This is a genomic window from Aliagarivorans taiwanensis DSM 22990, from assembly GCF_000429505.1.
In the GTDB taxonomy this organism is placed as follows: domain Bacteria; phylum Pseudomonadota; class Gammaproteobacteria; order Enterobacterales; family Celerinatantimonadaceae; genus Aliagarivorans; species Aliagarivorans taiwanensis.
In genome coordinates this window covers 195,873-211,820 of record NZ_AUBZ01000001.1, presented here as the reverse complement: position 1 = coordinate 211,820, position 15,948 = coordinate 195,873, and the positions used below count along the sequence as shown (strand labels likewise).

The following is a 15,948-nucleotide window of genomic DNA, read 5'->3' as shown; positions in this document are numbered from 1 at the left end:
GCTTGGCGTTTGTGGTGAGATAGAACGCTAATGACGAGAAGAATGATGGGAGTCGAACGAGTTATGCTGTGCGTTGTCTTCCGACTCGTCTTCGCCGGGCTCTGCGGCGCTCTCACTGAGCAGATTGTAGACGATAACCAACATGGCGAGAAAACTCACCACGGCGGTGAGCAAGGGTACCAGCCCTAGCGCGGTTACCTTTAACAGCAGTAAAGAGCCGATAAAACAGACCAGTATTGCCAGCAAATAAAACTTCGATTTCATGGCATTCCTCGTAGGTGTTATGCGTTGACTACCTTGTTAACGCATCAAACAGACATTTTTATCACCGAGTTTGTTAAAACAGATTAACATGTTGCAGTCATATTAAAAACAATGCTGTTAATAGTTGCTGGTTGAGCCTCAATCGCAGTTTGTCAGTCAAGCTCCATCCTTGACTAATTGCCCCTCTAGAAAACTAACGACTTGCTCCGAACCATTCTCTAAGGCCAGCTCAGTCGCGAGTTGCTTACAGCGCTGGGTATAAGCCGGGTCCTCGGTCACCCTGCGTATTTGCTCAGCCAAACGCTCGGCACTGAGTTGGCGGTAGGGGATAGGTGTGCCAGCCAAACCGCGCGCCTCCAGCAGCTCTGCCCAAAAGGGCTGGTCACCAAAGAACGGCACGATAACCGCCGGTTTACCTGCGCGAAGGGCGGCAGCGGTGGTGCCAGCGCCGCCGTGGTGGACCACAGCAGCCACCTGTGGAAACAGCCAGTCGTGGGGGACTTGCTCCACCATGTACACCGAGTCCGGCAGATCTTCTGCGCGTAAACCGCCCCAGCCACGGGCCAGGATCCCCCTAACGCCGGCAAGCTCAAGCGCTTCGATAACCTTTCTCGCTGCTTTCTGCGGGTCACGTCCGGCCATCGAGCCAAAACCGACGTACACTGGCGCTGGGCCTGCGCGTAGAAAGGCCTGCAGCGACTCGCTCGGTTGCCACTGCGGGGCTGCGTCGCTAAAACAGTAACCCGATACCCGCGCATGACTTGGCCAGTCGTTGGGTTTGGCGAGCAATGAAGGGCTGTGTAGATGCAGTATCGGTAGTGGCTGACCGCTGCTCAGTGTTAAAAAGCGGTAGCGCTTTGCTGCCGGTAATCCAAGCTGCTGGCGAAGGTGCCTTACATAGCCGCGCCAAGCGATGTCGGTCAATCGGTTAATCAGCGTAAAACTTAGGCGGCGATAGCGCGCTTGTAACCGCTTCGGCAGCCAGTTTAACGCCGGCACTATAGGCAGTGAGAAATCAGCGGTGGGCACAAACATGGGGATGGGGGTTGCCAGCACGCAGGGTATTGCCAGTTTTTCTGCGATTTCGGGTATCGCCGCAGCCTTGGGGGGGAATAGGATAATGTCTGGCTGATAGGCCTTGGCTAGCTGCCACATCTGCATATTTAGCGCCTGCTGTAGCGGCTTAACCTGCTTGACCAGTTTTAGATTTAGACGAACAATATCGACGATGTTGCGGGTGCCTTCGAGCATTGCGCGGCCCTGCTGGCTATCGACAATCGCTAACAGCTCGTCGCTAAGCTCGCCAAACGCGATATCGTAGCGAGCAACGTGTTCGGCAAAGCGTACCGAGCTGGCCAACATTACCTGATGACCCTGTTGTTTTAAGGTAGTGGCAATGGCGATATAGGGCTGAACATCGCCTCTGGAGCCATAGCAACAAATGAGCACTTTCATCAGACGTATTTGCGGTAACTAAGTTGTTTTAGATAGTAAATTTTTTAAACTGATAAGCAATTGATCCGATGCGATGTTCGTCGCGATTTCAAAAGTACTGTTTGTTAAAGCATCGTTTACGAGAGGGCCAAAATGCTAAAACGTATCCTGTTATCCCTGTGTTGCCTATTCTCCGGTGTCGGGCTGGCCAATCAACGTGCGCCAGAGGCCTGGCAATGGCTTGAGCAAGGCGCCGTATTGATTGATGTGCGCACCTTGGAGGAGTTCCAGCAGGGGCATTTAGAGGGGGCAACGTTGATACCCTACCAACAGATTGTGGCCGGCGCGCAGCAGTTGGGGTTGAAGGAAGACCAAGCTGTGGTGGTGTATTGCCGCTCAGGACGTCGTTCCGGTATTGCCCAGCAGCTGCTTGAACAGGCCGGTTTTAACAAGGTGCACAATGGCGGTGGCCTGCAGGAAATGCAGTTAGCTCAGCCTTAGCCTTTAGCCACTGCCTTATTGCCAAGGAAGTCTATGGAAATTAACTACCGGCCAATCGTGGCGACTGATATCGCAGCACTTATCGATCTGCGTGCGCAAACTCGTGAGAATGCGATTAGCCAGCAGGCCCTGGCCGAGGTGTATGGGGTAACGGTTGATGCGACTGCGGCTGAGTTACAGCGCGGATTACAAGGATGGCTTGCTGAAACAGACGGGCGTGCGGTGGGCTTTGCCATGGGTGACAAACGCTCCGCTGAAGTTACCGTAGTGGCGGTGCTCGATGGCTATGAGCACCGGGGAATAGCTAAGACCCTGCTGAGCTTGGTGTGCCAGTGGTTGTTTGGCTGTGGCTATGCTGAACTTTGGTTAGACGCCAGCCCCAATCCGCAGTTTCGCTCCTTTGGTTTTTACCGGCACCTAGGCTGGCGGCGCAAAGGTCAGCCCAAGAATGATAACGACACCTTGCTGTTAAGCCGTGAGGCCTTTGAGGCTGCGTAGCCAGCTTGAGATTCGCGCTAACTGGATTGACGTACCTGATCTGAGCCTTGATAGACCACGCGGTTACGCCCTTGTTGCTTAGCCTGATAGAGCGCATCGTCGGCCCGCTTAATCATATGTGCGGCACCTTCATCGACAACTCCTTCGGCGACGCCAAAGCTGGCGGTAACCTCCCGGTCCAAGTTGTACTCTTGCTGGGAGATGTAAACCCGAAGCTTGTCGGCGAGTAGCGCGGCCGACTTGCCATCGGTGCCCGGGCAGATAATCAGAAACTCTTCACCGCCCCAGCGGCCCACTTGGTCAACCTGACGCACCCGGCGCTGTAAGTGCCTGGCGACGCTCACCAACACGTTGTCACCGGCGAGGTGGCCATAGGTGTCGTTAAGTTGTTTGAAACCATCCAAATCGAGCAGGATCACTGAGAACGACTGCTGGTAGCGGTTAAGCCGGCCGCTCTCTTCTGCCAGCAGTTGGTCTAGCTTGCGGCGGTTGTAGACCCCGGTTGGGTATCGGTGACCGAGAGCTTTTCCAGCGCCTTCTTCGAGCTGATATCTTGGGCCACTTGAGTGTAACCAATAAGCTGGCCATCTTGGTCCAAATCAGGACTAATCACTGATTTAATCCAGTAATCGCGGCCATCTTTGGTGCGGTTGTACAGCTCGCCGTTCCAAGTCTCGCCTTCCGTAATCGTCTGCCAGAGTTGCTTGTGATTGCGGCGGCTGGCTTTGGGGTGGGCGAGCACCCGATGAGTCTTGCCGATCAACTCCTGCTTACTGTAACCCGAGGCGTCACACATTTTTTGGCTTACATCGGTGATCACCCCATCGGTGTCGGTATGGCTGGGATTAAGGCGACCAGCCAAGACAGGGGGAAAGAGATCAGCAGTACGATCATTGCTATAAGCAGTGCCGCCAGATAGTTGCTGCGAAACAGTGTGGAGATCGCCTCTTGCTTGGGCGCAAACAACAGCAGCAAGCCTTCGCCGTTTGGGAACAGTTGAGTGATGTCTAAGGCATAGTGACCTTCGACGAGGTAATTGTTAGCGATATCGGCTGAACCTTGTAGGGCTCTCGCTAAGGCAGGCTGTTGGGCAAACACGCTCTCGCGCTCGGGCAGATAACGACTCCAGGCTTGGCTATCGTCGAAGTGGGCTAGCGTTTCGCCTTCGCGGTCGATCATCAGCACGTTAAATATCTCAGAGCGCAGCGCGTTATTCAGAACCGGCTGCGCATTGATGTTGATAATGACCACGCCGGCGGCGACCCGTTCGTCGAGATACACCGGGGTGGCGATACGGTAGGTGGGGCGGATCGGTATCTGGATCTGGCCTTGTTCGCGGTTAAGGTCGAGCTTGGAGTGCCAATGCAGGCCTTTTGTCAGTTGCATGGTTTGCTGAAAATAGGCCCGTGCGGATTTATCCTGCAATTGGCGGTTGGGCACTAATACGATGCTGCCGTCGTCATTGCGCTCAACCCTTACCTGCTCATTACCCCCCGCATCGATAAACCGCACCTGCATGAATAGTGGCTCTGATGCAGCCGATGCCTGAAATAAGCTCTCCAAGTTATGCAGGCTCTGCTGGGAAGGGCGCAGCAAGTAGGTTTTCATCAAGGGGTTCTCTGCCAGTGCATCCACCGAACTTTCCAGTTGAGAGATCACCTCACTGAGTTGTCTGTAGGTGTTGATGCGGGTACTTTCGAAGCGTTGTTGAATGGCTGCGTCGATATTATTGGTTTGCAGTCGAAAGTTAATCAAGGAAGAGAGCAGCGCGATAACGAAGCCAAAACTGATAAAGTAGAGAGCGAGGCGCAGGTAGGCGCGCTTTTTGTGCAGAGAATTCTTAAACAACGGCACGGTAGGAGATGAAGCCTTTAGATCCTGATGATTTAGTTTAAGAAATAGTCGAAAGTGGTCAAAATCACCACTGTTGGTAAGGATAATTCGCAGGGATGTGACGATGAAGGACAAACCGCAAGACAGAACAATGTGGGCGATGGGTGGCGGGGTGATGTTCGGTCTGGGGATCGGCATGTTTTTCTTGCCCGCCTCGCCCTTGGCGTTTGTTGGATCGCTTATCGCTGGTATTGGTTTGGGGCTGATGGTCACCGCGGCGATATCCCGCAAAGCTGATGGTGGGCGTGATGAAGCCTGAGCTGGCACTGAAGCTTGCGCAGAACCAGCAGCGACGCGAGCGTGAGCGGATTCTCGCGCAACTGCCTGAGCGATGGCAGGAGCTGCTGAAAACCGCCGACTACTTTTTGCGTAGTGATTTTTTCACTGAGTGGCCCTTTGAGCGTGGCCGGCAGTATGTCCGCAGCGCGCATCTTGAAGATAAGCGCTACTGCTATCACGATGTGGACGATATGGCTCATGCGCAAGATTGGCTTCGCGCGTCCAATCAAGCCCTTCAGCCTCCAATACTGCTATGCCTTGATATTGGCCCCTGTTTTATCCTTAAGCAGCCGGTGCCGCTTGCCTGGCTAAGCGAGTTGCTTACTAAGGATAACCACCACTGTTATGCGATGGAGCAGGGCTTCGCCCGTGGCGTGTTAGTCGACACCTACCTAGGCTATCTGGAGCCTGCGCGCATGACCAATAATCGCGAACTGATTTTTGAACTGCTGTTCTTTGAACCCAAGGATTGAACATGAAGCAACATGAGAAACTGAACTACGTGGAGTTTGCCGCCAAGGACCTGGCTGCCACCAAGGCTTTCTTCGAAGCGGTGTTTGGCTGGCAGTTTACCGATTTTGGGCCAGAGTACACCGCCTTTAGCGACCAAGGCCTTGATGGTGGCTTCTTCCTTGCTGATAAACATAGCGCTAGCGAGCAAGGTTCAGCGCTGTTGGTTTTTTACAGCGCCGATATTCACGCCACGTTGGCCAAGGTTACTGGCAACGGTGGGACTGTGGTCAAACCGCTGTTCGAGTTCCCCGGCGGCTGCCGCTTTCATTTCACCGAACCCAGCGGTAACGAGTTTGCGGTGTGGTCAGAGGGGCAGTAACCCTGCAAACCCGCGCACCAAAGAGTGAAGCCTTAGCAGCGTTTGACGAGTTACTTGTTTTCTAGGTGTTTACTGGCAGCCTGGCCCAGCGCATCGATATCGGTGCCTTGTTCCGCCAGTAGCTTCTCTAGCAGCGGGAGCATCGGGCCCAGTTGCTCTTGCAGGGTATCGCGCACGGTATCGACCACCACCTGAGTGCCGCGTTCGATCTCGACATTGATGTTGTCGCCGGCCTGTTTAAGCTCAAAGGTGGTCATGCGGCGGGTTTCTGGGATCAACCACACCTCGAACCAGCCTTGCTGCTTATCCACCGTAGACAAGGTCAGGCTGGTGCCATTTAGGGCGATATAGCCTTTGGGGAAGATATAGCGCTTCCACTGCTCACTGAGCGCGAAGCGGATGCAGTAGTTATCTTGGTCTTGAGTAACCGACAGCACCGGCGTTTTAAAATCCACGTGCCCAGATAGTGGGTGGCCGCCGATCTCTGCACCGTCTTTGGCGGCGCGCTCCACGTTCACTCGATCACCTTGTTGGTACTCACTCAAGGTGGTGATGTTTAGGCTTTGCAGCATCACATCGAAGCTGACGCGGGTATCAGATAACAGTTCGGTCACCGTGAGGCACACGCCATCCACCGCCACACTGGCGCCGATCTCTAAATCGACACAAAAGCCCGGCTCGAAATCGATGACAAAGGTGCGGATACCTTGATGATCAGAGATGGAAGCGAGGGTTGCAACGGACTGCACAATACCGGTAAACATGGGAACTCCTTAAGACTTCGGTGACGACAGCAAGCGGGGATTGTGGCAGGTTTTCCCGCTATCTGGAATTAAAAGTCATATCCGATCGCTATTGATAGCGCTTGCCGCGGTGTTTCAGCCAGCCATGGGGGTGACGATTCGCCGGATCGTGATGGGTCCAATGGATAACACCTCCTTTGTTGTTCCATTCATACACACCATAGAATGTTACCTTGTCGCCAATACTCAGGTTGGGGATACGCGGCGCTAAATCGATGTTGTGGGCAACAAGCAACGTTTGCTGGCTGGCGAGAGTGAGAATAAACCTCTGATGGCGAGAACCCACTGTATCATCGCTAAGAATGCGCGAAACGATGCCTTGTCCTTCTATCTGTAGGTTGCTTTGCTGATTGGCAAAGGCGTTCGCAAGTCGCTGATCGTTGGCGTAGCTGTGGGCAGAGAGGCCCACTATCAGCAGTAGGGCGAGTAACCAACCTAGCCATCTTGATGTGCTGCGAAAAGTGACGCTATCCATAGCTTCCTCGACATAATTAACTGCAAGCATAATAACACGATGAAGATCTCAGCAATTTTGATGTTGATCAGCCCGCACCATGGCTCTCTCTTGGCTAGTGCGATGCGCCGTGGTAAGTTTCGCTCATCTAAAGATGAAGGAAATTCCAACGATGCCAAAGGCAAGTGAAATCAAAAAGAACGCGGTTATCGAGCACAACGGCAAAGTGCTTTCGGTAAAGGAGATTAACAAGCTCACTCCAAGTGGCCGTGCCGGTGCCAGCCTCTATCGTATGAAGTGCTATGACGTAGCAACCGGTTTGAAAGTGGATGAGAGCTTTAAGGCCGATGAAATCGTTAATCTGGCCGACTTCAGCCGCCATCAGGTGATGTTCTCCTACATTGATGGCGATGAGTATGTATTCCTGGACAACGAAGATTACACCCCTTTTAACCTGCACAAAGAGACCATCGCTGACGAGCTGCTGTACTTCAATGAAGACACGGAAGGTCTGCAGGTACTTGCTGTAGATGGCAATGCCGTTGCCATCGAGCTGCCGTCTGCCATTGAGCTGGAGATCGTAGATACCTCTCCGTCTATCAAAGGTGCGTCGGCAAGTGCTCGTACCAAGCCCGCGACCTTAACCACTGGCTTGGTGGTGCAGGTGCCGGAGTACATCGCAACCGGCGACCGAATCAAGGTTAATACTGCCGAGTGTAAGTTTATGAGCCGCGCATAGGCGAAGTAAGCGCTCATGCTTTAACAGGTTTTATCATCGAAAAGGCACCGTTAGGTGCCTTTTTTGTAACGCCTTGAAAGATCTGCAGAATATTCCATCAATCAGTGTCAATTTGTGCAAATTTGCTGGGATAAGCCGCCATGGCGACATAGTATTTTAGCGGTTAATTCAGCATGTTATGGAGTAATGCTTTGTTTAGATCGGCAGTAATGGCACTCATGATGGTAGTGGGTCTGGCCGCATGTTCTTACACCCCGCCAACCTTGGTCAGCGAGCAAGTAGGCGAGGTGGTTAATGTTAAATCCTACAGCGAAACCAAACGCAACTTAGTGGCGGGTTTAGCGGGGGGCGCGGCCGGCGGCTTTTTGGGCTCGAAAATTGGCGGTGGCAGTGGCAAGAAGGTCGCCACCACCGTGGGTGCGGTAGGCGGTGCTGCGGCGGCCAGTCAGGCAGCCAGCTATGAAGTTATCTACTTCGACTACGATGTGCGCCTTGAGAGTGGTATGGTGATGCGCTTTACCAAGCGCGAAGAGCAGGGACGTTTTCAACCGGGTCAAAAAGTGGTAGTGGCAACCTTCTCTGACGGTTCTCGCCGTTTAAACTAGGTCTTTTCCCCAACTACAACCGGCGCTACCCTTATGCCACTGATTTAAGTGGCATTTCTTCCATCCTTTCTACCTCCTTTTGCTTATATAAGTTTTTGTTTATAAAAGGGTATTTACTGAGCATTTCAGTAATTGTTTTGCTAGGCTAAATGATGCGTTTGGTAATAAGCAAAGGAATGGTTATGTCCAGTAAGCGTCTGTTTTACCTCCCGGGGTTGGTGTTGGTGTTGCTGTCAGTGGTGTGTCTGATCGCCTATAGCAGCTTGGTTCGAAATTGGCTGGACAATCAAGTGCAGACGAACCTTACTCAGCAAGCTCAAAGCATCGCCCGTTCGTTGGAAAAGGAGAAGCCGATTGCGACTCCGCTTAAACTCTATGCGTTTATCTACGAGCATGGACTGGTGGGAAGCAATCGAGTCAGCTTGATTTCTCGCGACGGAGATGTACTCGCCGATAGTGGCATAAACCGTTTCCAGCTTAAGTCACTTCCCTCGCATGCAGACCGCTCAGAGGTATTGCAGGCATTAGCTGAAGGGGTCGGTGTTGCTGTTCGGCGCAGTGAAGTGCTAGATGAAGAGCTGATGTATGTGGCTGTGCCTGTTTCATACCTGGGCTTTGACGGTGTGGCCAGGGTTGCCATCCCGCTAAGCCGCCTTGAGAACATGGTCAGAGAGCTAGACTTTATTTTGGCTGCGTTACTGCTCGTGATGACCACCTTGGTTAGCTGCTTAGCGTTTTTTACCAATCGCAGTATTCAGCGGCAAATAGCCAAGCAACAGGCCAGCTTGGAGCATCAAGTAGAGCATCGCACCAGCGAGATAGAGCTGATTCAGCGTTTGGCCAATATGCTGGCCGCGTGTAATACCCTTGAGGAAGCGGAACAGGTGACTTCTGATGTACTACCGCGTTTATTAGGAAACGTAAATGGCGCGGTATCAATGATGCGTGCGTCCCGTAATCAGCTGGAGATCAAGTTGGACTGGGGAGGGGAGTGGCCCGGTGATAAAACCTTCAGCCCTGACGAATGTTGGGCCCTGCGCAAAGGTAAGCATCATCTCTCCTATGACAAGCATACCAAGCTCATTTGCCCGCATATGCATAGCTCGGAAGAGGTGCAAACCCTGTGTATTCCACTGATCGCTCACGGCAACACCATTGGCTTGATGCATCTATATCTCGAAGAAGAAGTTTCTGAAGAGTGGATGCAGTTGGCCTTTACCGTGGGCGAGCACCTTGGGTTGGCACTGGCCAACCTCAACCTGCAGCAAAAACTGCGTGAACAAGCCCTCAGGGATCCGCTGACTGGGCTGAGCAACCGTCGTGCCTTTGAAGAGGCGATGAGCAAGACCCTGATGCGCAGTGAGCGCTATCAGCAGCCAATGAGCCTTTTGATGGCCGATATGGACCACTTTAAACGCTTTAACGATAACTTCGGCCATGATGCAGGCGATTATGTCTTGAAGAGCTTGGCAACCTTGCTTATCGACAATATTCGTGGGGACGATATTGTGTGCCGTATTGGTGGCGAGGAGATCGCTATCATCCTGCCCAACACCAGTGAGCAAGGTGCGAAGGTGATTGCCGAGAAACTGTTGGATGCAGTTCGTGAGCTCGCGTTAACCTTCAATAAAATGTCCTTGGGTAAGCTGACGCTTTCCATTGGTGGGGCGACCTTCCCCCATTCAGGAACACGCTCAACCGAGTTGATTAAGCTGGCTGATGAGGCCCTGTATCGGGCCAAGCATAGTGGACGGGATCGCTATTGTTCGGATGCAGAGCTTGAGGAAGGAGGCGTTGAGTTAGTGCAACCGGCTCAAGATAGCTCTGAGCCGGTTGATGTTCCTAAGTTAGCTCAGTCGGAAGCGGCCAACTAGCTCTTGCAGCTTACTGGCATGGTCGTTCAACGAGCTGCTGCTGGCTCGGTTAGCGTTAGCCAGCTCAGCGCTTTGGTTACTCTGATCGGAGATTTGTTCAATTCGTTGAGAGATCTCTTGGCCTACATGGCTCTGCTCTTCGGTCGCCGTAGCGATTAACGCATTCATATCCATAATGGTCTGAATCGCATCCTTGATTTGCTGTAGGGCTTCGCTGGCGGCATTGGCACCATCCACCGCTTCGCTGCTACGTCCTTGGCTGCTTCCCATTGAAGACACTGCGGCATCCGAGCCGTTCTTCAGTCTTTCGATCATCTGATGAATTTCACCCGTGCTGTCTTGGGTGCGGCTGGCAAGCTGGCGTACCTCATCGGCCACTACCGCAAAACCGCGGCCTTGTTCACCGGCCCTAGCCGCTTCGATGGCCGCGTTAAGCGCAAGCAGGTTGGTTTGCTCGGCAATCCCTTGAATCACGCTCAGGGCTGAGGAGATGTTTTGCACATCGCCTTCTAGTTTTGAGATCACTTCACCCGCTTGGCTCACTTCACCCGCCAGCGCTTCAACTGAGCCTACCGCTTGCACCACGGTGCTCATGGCATTCTCTGCGTTGCCATCCGCTTCTTGAGCAGAGCCCGCGGCGTTATTGGCGTTGTCGGACACATCATGAGCTGAGGCGGTCATCTCGGTCATCGCTGTGGCCACTTGGGTGGTCTCTTCACGCTGCTCGACCAGCAACTGGTCGATACGGCCTGCGCGTTCTGACATAGCGCCGCTTTCATCCGCAACATCGTCGGCAACTTGTTTCACCATGCTGACTAGGTTGTGCAGTGAACCGGTAAAGGCATTGAAGTTACTGGCCAGCTCGCGGAACTCTTTGGCGTAGTCGGTGGGCAGGCGCGCGGTCAAGTCGGCGTCACCGGTGGCTAAGGCGGCAAACTGGTCGTTAAGGTCTCGCAGCGGTTTAGTGATAGAGCGGTTAGTCATTACCCCTATTAGCATGGCTAGGGCTATCAAGATGATACTGGTGATGATGACCACTGTTAAAGCATCTGCTTGGCTTTCTTTACTTTGCGCCCTTAACTCTGCCAGTTCGGCATCGATATCATCGGTGTAAAAACCGGTACCCAGCATCAGATCCCAACGGTCTAAGTAAATGGCGAAACTCAGTTTGGCCAATGCTTCAGTCTCCCCAGGTTTCGGGAAGTAGTAAGAGTAGTACTCACCGCGCTTAGCAGCTTGAATCAGGTCGCGAATGATGTACTGCCCTTGTTTATCTTGGAGATTCCAGAAGTTATCTCCCAGGCCTTTATCTGAGTGTCCGAGTAGCAGGCGAACCCCGTTTTTGTCATAGCCGAATATATAGCCACTTTCGCCAAATTTTAAGCCTTGTAGGGTTGGCAATGCATCTTCTAATGAGCCGCCACTTTCATAGATGTGAGCGATAGAGCCATAGGTCATATCCATATAGGATTTGAGCTCAGCGCGTTTCATCTTATTTAGATCTTGCTCTGTATTGGCAACAATATTTTCAGATAGCTCGTTCATTTCATACAGCGTTACTGCTACCAAGCAGACGCTAAGTAACAGCGCCGGGCCGATTGATAACAGCAATAAACGTTGGCGCACACTAAGAGACATTCTTTGACTCCTTTATATAAAACATCGACTTAGGCAATGCCTTTGAGTATAGAGTGAATAATAAAAGTCAAATTACTTAATAGAGTTAAGGCAAAGACCTTATTTAATTTGTGAGATCTGAGAGGGGTTTTGTTGATGAAAAATTTTACTTGGAACAATATCCAGAGCAGTTTGGTAGCCGATATCGTAGAGCGCCAACTTGGCTTCATCATCGAGGTGGAAGTCCACCGGTGAGGTATTGCCGGTATTGACCACAATGGTGCGGTGCCAGAATTTCTCGTTAACGTACTCGCGAGAGATGGTGGTCATAAAGGTGCGGATCAGCAGCGATACATAGGCCGCCAGTGGGAACCAACCGTTAGTGGGTAAGGGCTTGGTGTCGTTGTTGCCACGCAGCCTAAAGCAGATAACCGGCGTGCCATCGGAGGCCCAGTCGCGATGCAGTGCGTCCTCCGACAAGATACTGCCATCGACCATCAGGTGGTCTTGATAGTGTTTGAACGAGAAGATTAGCGGGATAGACATGGAAAAGCGCACCGCCCGCGAGACTTTTTCGTCTGGAGTTTGAATGGCGTCGAACACCACCGGCGAGCCTGAGCGAACGTCGGTGGCCACCACATGCAGCTTCATAGGCAGGTCTTTAAATCGTACCCCACCAAGCAGATTGTCTATCCACATCTCAAACTTGTCGCCGGAGCATAGCCCGCCGTTGCGTAGCAGGCTGATTAGCGAGAAGCCCTTGAACTGGTCGAAATCGGTGCTCAGGGCGATGGCTTTGATCTCTTCAATGGATTTGCCACTGGCATAGAGCGAGCTAATGATACTGCCGCCCGAGACGCCCACGATGTGGTCGAAGTCGATGTCCAGCTCATTGATCGCAGCAAGAATACCGATATGAGCAGGCAAGCGGGTACCGCCACCTGCGAATATAGGAACCAGTTTTTTGACCTGCTGCTGTTCCATGCTGTTGCCTTTTCCCTGTGTTGAGCCTGCTCGGTAACTAGAAGTATTGGTTAGCACTGAGACAGATGGATGATCTTTTTAAGACGCTAGAAACCCGCGCTGGGTCGCTGGCTTATTCAGTATAGTCTTGGCCCAGCTCAATAGGCCCTAATAACCAAATACAAAATCAATACGATTGGCTTTGATCTGCACATCCTTGCCCAGTCGCTTGGCCATCGCTTGCTTGCTGTCTGATTCGTCCAGTTGATAGAGCGGGTATCGCTCCAGATATTGGTTTAAGGCCAGCTCAACCAAGGGGGTTATCAGGCGTAGCATTGGCTCGGCATCGCTGGGCGATATCTCTTGATTGAGGATCCGCAGGTCTTTGAGGTAGATGGCGCCTTGCTCGGGCTGGTAGTCCGGGCGGGCTTCAAGGGTGGAGCGCATCTGAGCTTGTAACTGCTGGTCAGAAGTTTGCACGTTGATACTCAGTTGACTATCGAGCTGCAGTTTCTGATCTTGTTCTTGGAGCGCCAGCTCAAGGTCGGTGAGCTTGAACGCAGCTAATGCCAAACCGGGGATGCCCACTTGTTTACTCAGCTCTGCGCGTTGCAAACGTTGGTTTAGTTCAGCCTCGCTGATACTGTAGTTGTACGAGCAAGCGGTAAGGAAGAGCGTGACGGCGATGAGTAGAAAAGAGCGCATAGGCAGACCAACGGGAGGTATGTGTATCAAATGGTTAGCCAAGCTTAAGCAAGTTCTGGGAGTGGCTCAAGTTTACCTGCTGTTAGGTTGCTGCTCAGTGCTGCTCGCTTTTGATGCTTCAGCGCGCCCTTGCGATAACACCCAACTCGAGTTTGCTCCACTTGAGCTGCCGGCGGAACCCTTGTCCAGTGACGGGCTGGGCATTGTGGTGTGGAACGCCTACAAAGGGCAGCGCGACAACTGGCATAACGAGCTTAGTGAGCTGGTCGCAGGCAATCAGATATTGATGCTGCAAGAGGGCAGCCGCAAACAACTTTATGGCTGGGGGCAAATCGGTCAGTGGTATCGCTACCAAGCGCTAGCCTTTGAATGGCTGGGCGATGGTCTGGGCGTGGCAACCTTGACTCGGGCGCCGGCAGAGCGGGTATGTGCCCGTTTAACCACAGAGCCTCTTATTCGGTTTCCCAAGTCTAGCCTGTCGCTTGTCTACCGCTGGCAGGGGAGTGAGGTGCTAATTGTGAATGTGCACAGCGTGAACTTTACCCTCGATGAACTGACCTTCACCCAGCAATTAACCGATTTAAGCGATGAGCTGAACCAACATACCGGGCCGGTGGTGCTGGCGGGGGATTTTAATACCTGGAGCGATTCACGCTTGGCGGTGTTTGAGCGCTTTATCCAGCGACACAGCTTGCAGCTAGTGGCGTTTGAGCCGGATTTGCGCAGCAGAGTTTTTGGTGAGGTGCTAGACCATGTGGCCTATCGTGGCTTGAGTTTGGTGTCAGCGAAAAGCATTGTGACCGACAGCTCCGATCACAATGCTCTGCTGGTAAGATTTAGGCGCTGACTTCAGCCACATTAATGTACAGCTTGAGGCGTTGGCCGGGCTGTAGGTAGCGGTTTTGATCGAGCTTGTTCCACTTCACCAAGTCGCTGACACGTACCTTAAAGCGCGCAGCGATGGTGGATAGCGAGTCACCACTGCGAACCCGGTAGGTGATGGTTTGCAGCTGGTCGCGAGGAATATCGGTTTGTTGCCAGATCACCAGCTTTTGCCCTAAGCGCAGGGTGTCGCCCGGTGCCATACCATTCCAGCTGGCGATTTGGCGGTGGCTCACCTTGTAACGGCGACCAATCTCCCACAGGCTGTCTCCCGATTTTACCGTGTAGTTGAGCTTGATAGCGCCACGGTTGCGGCCTTGAGTCGCCGCTAGGCGCTGCTCTTGGCTCAGGGTGTAGGCTTCGCTATCACGACTGGAGATCGGGATCAGCAAGGCCTGGCCAATACGTATGGTATCGTCACTTAGGCTGTTAAGCTGACGAACTTGGCTGGAGGTGGTGTTGTAGCGACTCGCAATGGTGCTCAGGCTATCGCCTGATACCACGGTGTAGCGGGTCCACTGCAAGCGGTCTTGCTTGGGCATGTTGTTGACTGCTACTTCGAAGCGCTCGGCTTGCTCAATGGGCAGAAGCAGGAAGTGCGGGCCTTCCGGCGCGGTGGCCCAGCGGTTAAAGCCCGGGTTGAGGCGGTGTAGCTCTTCCAGCTCAATACCCGCCAGATCGGCGGCAACCGCTAGGTCGATCTGCGAGCCAACATCAACACGCTCGAAATACGGTTGGTTCGCCAGCTGTGGGATCTCCATATCGTAATCTTCGCGATTTTGCAGGATATGGCTCAGTGCCAGCAGCTTCGGTAGGTAGGCGCTGGTTTCGCGCGGCAGCGACAGCGACCAGAAATCGGTTGGCTTGTTGGCGCGTTTGTTGGCGCGGATGGCATTGCGCACCCGGCCTTCGCCTGAATTGTAGGCGGCAATGGCGTGAGTCCAGTCGCCATCGAAGAAGCGATTCAGATACTCCAGGTAATCCAGCGCGGCAATGGTTGAGGCGTAGACATCGCGACGGCCGTCATACCACCAGTTTTGCTCCAGCCCGAAGCGACGCCCGGTACCGGGGATAATCTGCCACAAACCAGCGGCACGGCCATGGGAGTAGGCGAAGGGCTGGAAGGCGCTTTCTACGATGGGAAGCAGCGCCAGCTCAAGCGGCATATCGCGCTTTTCAATCTCATCGACGATGAAGTAGAGGTAAGGCTCGGCGCGCTGTGATACCCGGCGCATATAATCGGGGTGGCGCAGGTACCAGTTCAGCTGAGATTGCAGGCTTTTTTGCTCTAGCGGGATCGCTAAACTTAGCTGCATGTCGATGCGCTCCCACAAATCATCGACCTGTTGTGGGGTAAGCGGCTCGGGTTGTTCTGGCTCAACTTGCTCGAGTGCAGCTTGATTAAGTGCGGCTTCGGCTGGCAGTTGCTCAGGCGTGGCGGCGAGTTCCAGGCTGCCCGCAGCACTCTCCATATCACTGGATAGTTCGGCTTGAGCCTGTTCGAGGGTATCCGGCTCATCTTGGCGAGCCGTAAGTTGGCACGCAGAAAGAGCGACACACATCGCGCCAACGTATAATTTTCTCATTCGTTTCCTGTCAGTCTTG

At 53.1% G+C, this 15,948-nt stretch carries 20 protein-coding genes; 9 read left to right on the top strand and 11 right to left on the bottom strand.

Annotated elements, in window-relative coordinates; genetic code table 11:
• Positions 1-27: 27 nt before the first annotated feature.
• The gene (locus G462_RS0101000) at positions 28-264 is read right to left on the bottom strand and encodes a hypothetical protein (protein ID WP_026957333.1); all 237 of its coding nucleotides are present in this window, start codon (positions 262-264) and stop codon (positions 28-30) included.
• Between the two features lie 156 nt (positions 265-420).
• Positions 421-1,719 (bottom strand): glycosyltransferase, encoded by a 1,299-nt coding sequence (locus G462_RS0100995; protein ID WP_026957332.1) that lies wholly within the window; start codon positions 1,717-1,719, stop codon positions 421-423.
• A 132-nt stretch (positions 1,720-1,851) separates the two neighbouring features.
• Here G462_RS0100995 and G462_RS0100990 point away from each other — a divergent pair, with 132 nt between their 5' ends.
• Both G462_RS0100990 and G462_RS0100985 read left to right on the top strand, forming a co-directional pair.
• A complete protein-coding gene (locus G462_RS0100990) occupies positions 1,852-2,199 on the top strand; it encodes a rhodanese-like domain-containing protein (RefSeq protein WP_026957331.1) in 348 nt (115 codons plus the stop codon).
• Between the two features lie 33 nt (positions 2,200-2,232).
• Positions 2,233-2,697 carry a GNAT family N-acetyltransferase gene (locus G462_RS0100985; protein WP_026957330.1) on the top strand — a complete coding sequence of 155 codons (465 nt, stop codon included), beginning with the start codon at positions 2,233-2,235 and terminating at the stop codon, positions 2,695-2,697.
• 17 nt (positions 2,698-2,714) lie between these two features.
• On the opposite strand, the gene G462_RS23715 is transcribed toward G462_RS0100985, so the two are convergent.
• From G462_RS23715 to G462_RS0100970, 3 genes are read right to left on the bottom strand one after another with little or no spacing between them, the layout of a single operon-like run.
• The gene (locus tag G462_RS23715) at positions 2,715-3,164 is read right to left on the bottom strand and encodes a GGDEF domain-containing protein (protein ID WP_245579511.1); all 450 of its coding nucleotides are present in this window, start codon (positions 3,162-3,164) and stop codon (positions 2,715-2,717) included.
• A gap of 8 nt (positions 3,165-3,172) precedes the next feature.
• On the bottom strand, positions 3,173-3,517 hold the full coding sequence (locus G462_RS23710) for a PAS domain-containing protein (protein ID WP_157378522.1): 345 nt from the start codon (positions 3,515-3,517) through the stop codon (positions 3,173-3,175).
• Complete coding sequence (locus G462_RS0100970) at positions 3,514-4,551, bottom strand: cache domain-containing protein (protein WP_035476250.1); 1,038 nt, start codon at positions 4,549-4,551, stop codon at positions 3,514-3,516. Before G462_RS0100970 ends, G462_RS23710 begins: the two co-directional genes overlap by 4 nt.
• Positions 4,552-4,654: 103 nt before the next feature.
• Here G462_RS0100970 and G462_RS0100965 point away from each other — a divergent pair, with 103 nt between their 5' ends.
• From G462_RS0100965 to G462_RS0100955, 3 genes are read left to right on the top strand one after another with little or no spacing between them, the layout of a single operon-like run.
• Positions 4,655-4,849, top strand: coding sequence for a hypothetical protein (locus G462_RS0100965; RefSeq protein ID WP_026957328.1), 195 nt, complete (start codon positions 4,655-4,657; stop codon positions 4,847-4,849).
• Positions 4,839-5,342 (top strand): hypothetical protein, encoded by a 504-nt coding sequence (locus G462_RS0100960; protein ID WP_026957327.1) that lies wholly within the window; start codon positions 4,839-4,841, stop codon positions 5,340-5,342. Before G462_RS0100965 ends, G462_RS0100960 begins: the two co-directional genes overlap by 11 nt.
• Positions 5,343-5,344: 2 nt before the next feature.
• On the top strand, positions 5,345-5,701 hold the full coding sequence (locus tag G462_RS0100955) for a VOC family protein (protein ID WP_026957326.1): 357 nt from the start codon (positions 5,345-5,347) through the stop codon (positions 5,699-5,701).
• A 50-nt stretch (positions 5,702-5,751) separates the two neighbouring features.
• Here the strand turns inward: G462_RS0100955 and G462_RS0100950 are convergent, their stop codons facing one another.
• Positions 5,752-6,465 carry a riboflavin synthase gene (locus G462_RS0100950; protein ID WP_026957325.1) on the bottom strand — a complete coding sequence of 238 codons (714 nt, stop codon included), beginning with the start codon at positions 6,463-6,465 and terminating at the stop codon, positions 5,752-5,754.
• 88 nt (positions 6,466-6,553) lie between these two features.
• The gene (locus G462_RS0100945) at positions 6,554-6,979 is read right to left on the bottom strand and encodes a DUF3465 domain-containing protein (protein ID WP_026957324.1); all 426 of its coding nucleotides are present in this window, start codon (positions 6,977-6,979) and stop codon (positions 6,554-6,556) included.
• Between the two features lie 151 nt (positions 6,980-7,130).
• Between G462_RS0100945 and efpL the strand changes: the two genes are divergently transcribed.
• From efpL to G462_RS21300, 3 genes are all read left to right on the top strand, one after another.
• Positions 7,131-7,697: an elongation factor P-like protein EfpL gene (gene efpL / locus G462_RS0100935; protein WP_026957323.1), complete on the top strand. Its 567-nt coding sequence runs from the start codon at positions 7,131-7,133 to the stop codon at positions 7,695-7,697.
• 209 nt (positions 7,698-7,906) lie between these two features.
• Positions 7,907-8,302, top strand: a complete 396-nt coding sequence (locus tag G462_RS23705; protein ID WP_051326425.1) for a glycine zipper 2TM domain-containing protein — start codon at positions 7,907-7,909, stop codon at positions 8,300-8,302.
• A 182-nt stretch (positions 8,303-8,484) separates the two neighbouring features.
• Entirely contained in the window at positions 8,485-10,176 is a 1,692-nt protein-coding gene (locus G462_RS21300; protein WP_051326424.1) for a sensor domain-containing diguanylate cyclase, read from the top strand.
• On the opposite strand, the gene G462_RS0100920 is transcribed toward G462_RS21300, so the two are convergent.
• The 3 genes from G462_RS0100920 to G462_RS0100910 all read right to left on the bottom strand — a co-directional run bounded on the left by G462_RS0100920 (position 10,150) and on the right by G462_RS0100910 (position 13,461).
• Complete coding sequence (locus tag G462_RS0100920; protein WP_026957322.1) at positions 10,150-11,814, bottom strand: methyl-accepting chemotaxis protein; 1,665 nt, start codon at positions 11,812-11,814, stop codon at positions 10,150-10,152. The genes G462_RS21300 and G462_RS0100920 overlap by 27 nt on opposite strands.
• A 99-nt stretch (positions 11,815-11,913) precedes the next feature.
• Complete coding sequence (locus G462_RS21295) at positions 11,914-12,777, bottom strand: patatin-like phospholipase family protein (protein WP_035476246.1); 864 nt, start codon at positions 12,775-12,777, stop codon at positions 11,914-11,916.
• Between the two features lie 147 nt (positions 12,778-12,924).
• Positions 12,925-13,461: a YceB family lipoprotein gene (locus G462_RS0100910; RefSeq protein WP_026957321.1), complete on the bottom strand. Its 537-nt coding sequence runs from the start codon at positions 13,459-13,461 to the stop codon at positions 12,925-12,927.
• Positions 13,462-13,522: 61 nt separating this feature from the next.
• On the opposite strand from G462_RS0100910, the gene G462_RS21290 reads away from it, so the two are divergent.
• Positions 13,523-14,308, top strand: coding sequence for an endonuclease/exonuclease/phosphatase family protein (locus G462_RS21290; protein WP_169720125.1), 786 nt, complete (start codon positions 13,523-13,525; stop codon positions 14,306-14,308).
• Here G462_RS21290 and G462_RS0100900 read toward each other — a convergent pair.
• Entirely contained in the window at positions 14,298-15,929 is a 1,632-nt protein-coding gene (locus tag G462_RS0100900) for a lytic transglycosylase (RefSeq protein ID WP_026957320.1), read from the bottom strand. The two genes, G462_RS21290 and G462_RS0100900, sit on opposite strands and share 11 nt — an antisense overlap.
• Positions 15,930-15,948: the final 19 nt, after the last annotated feature.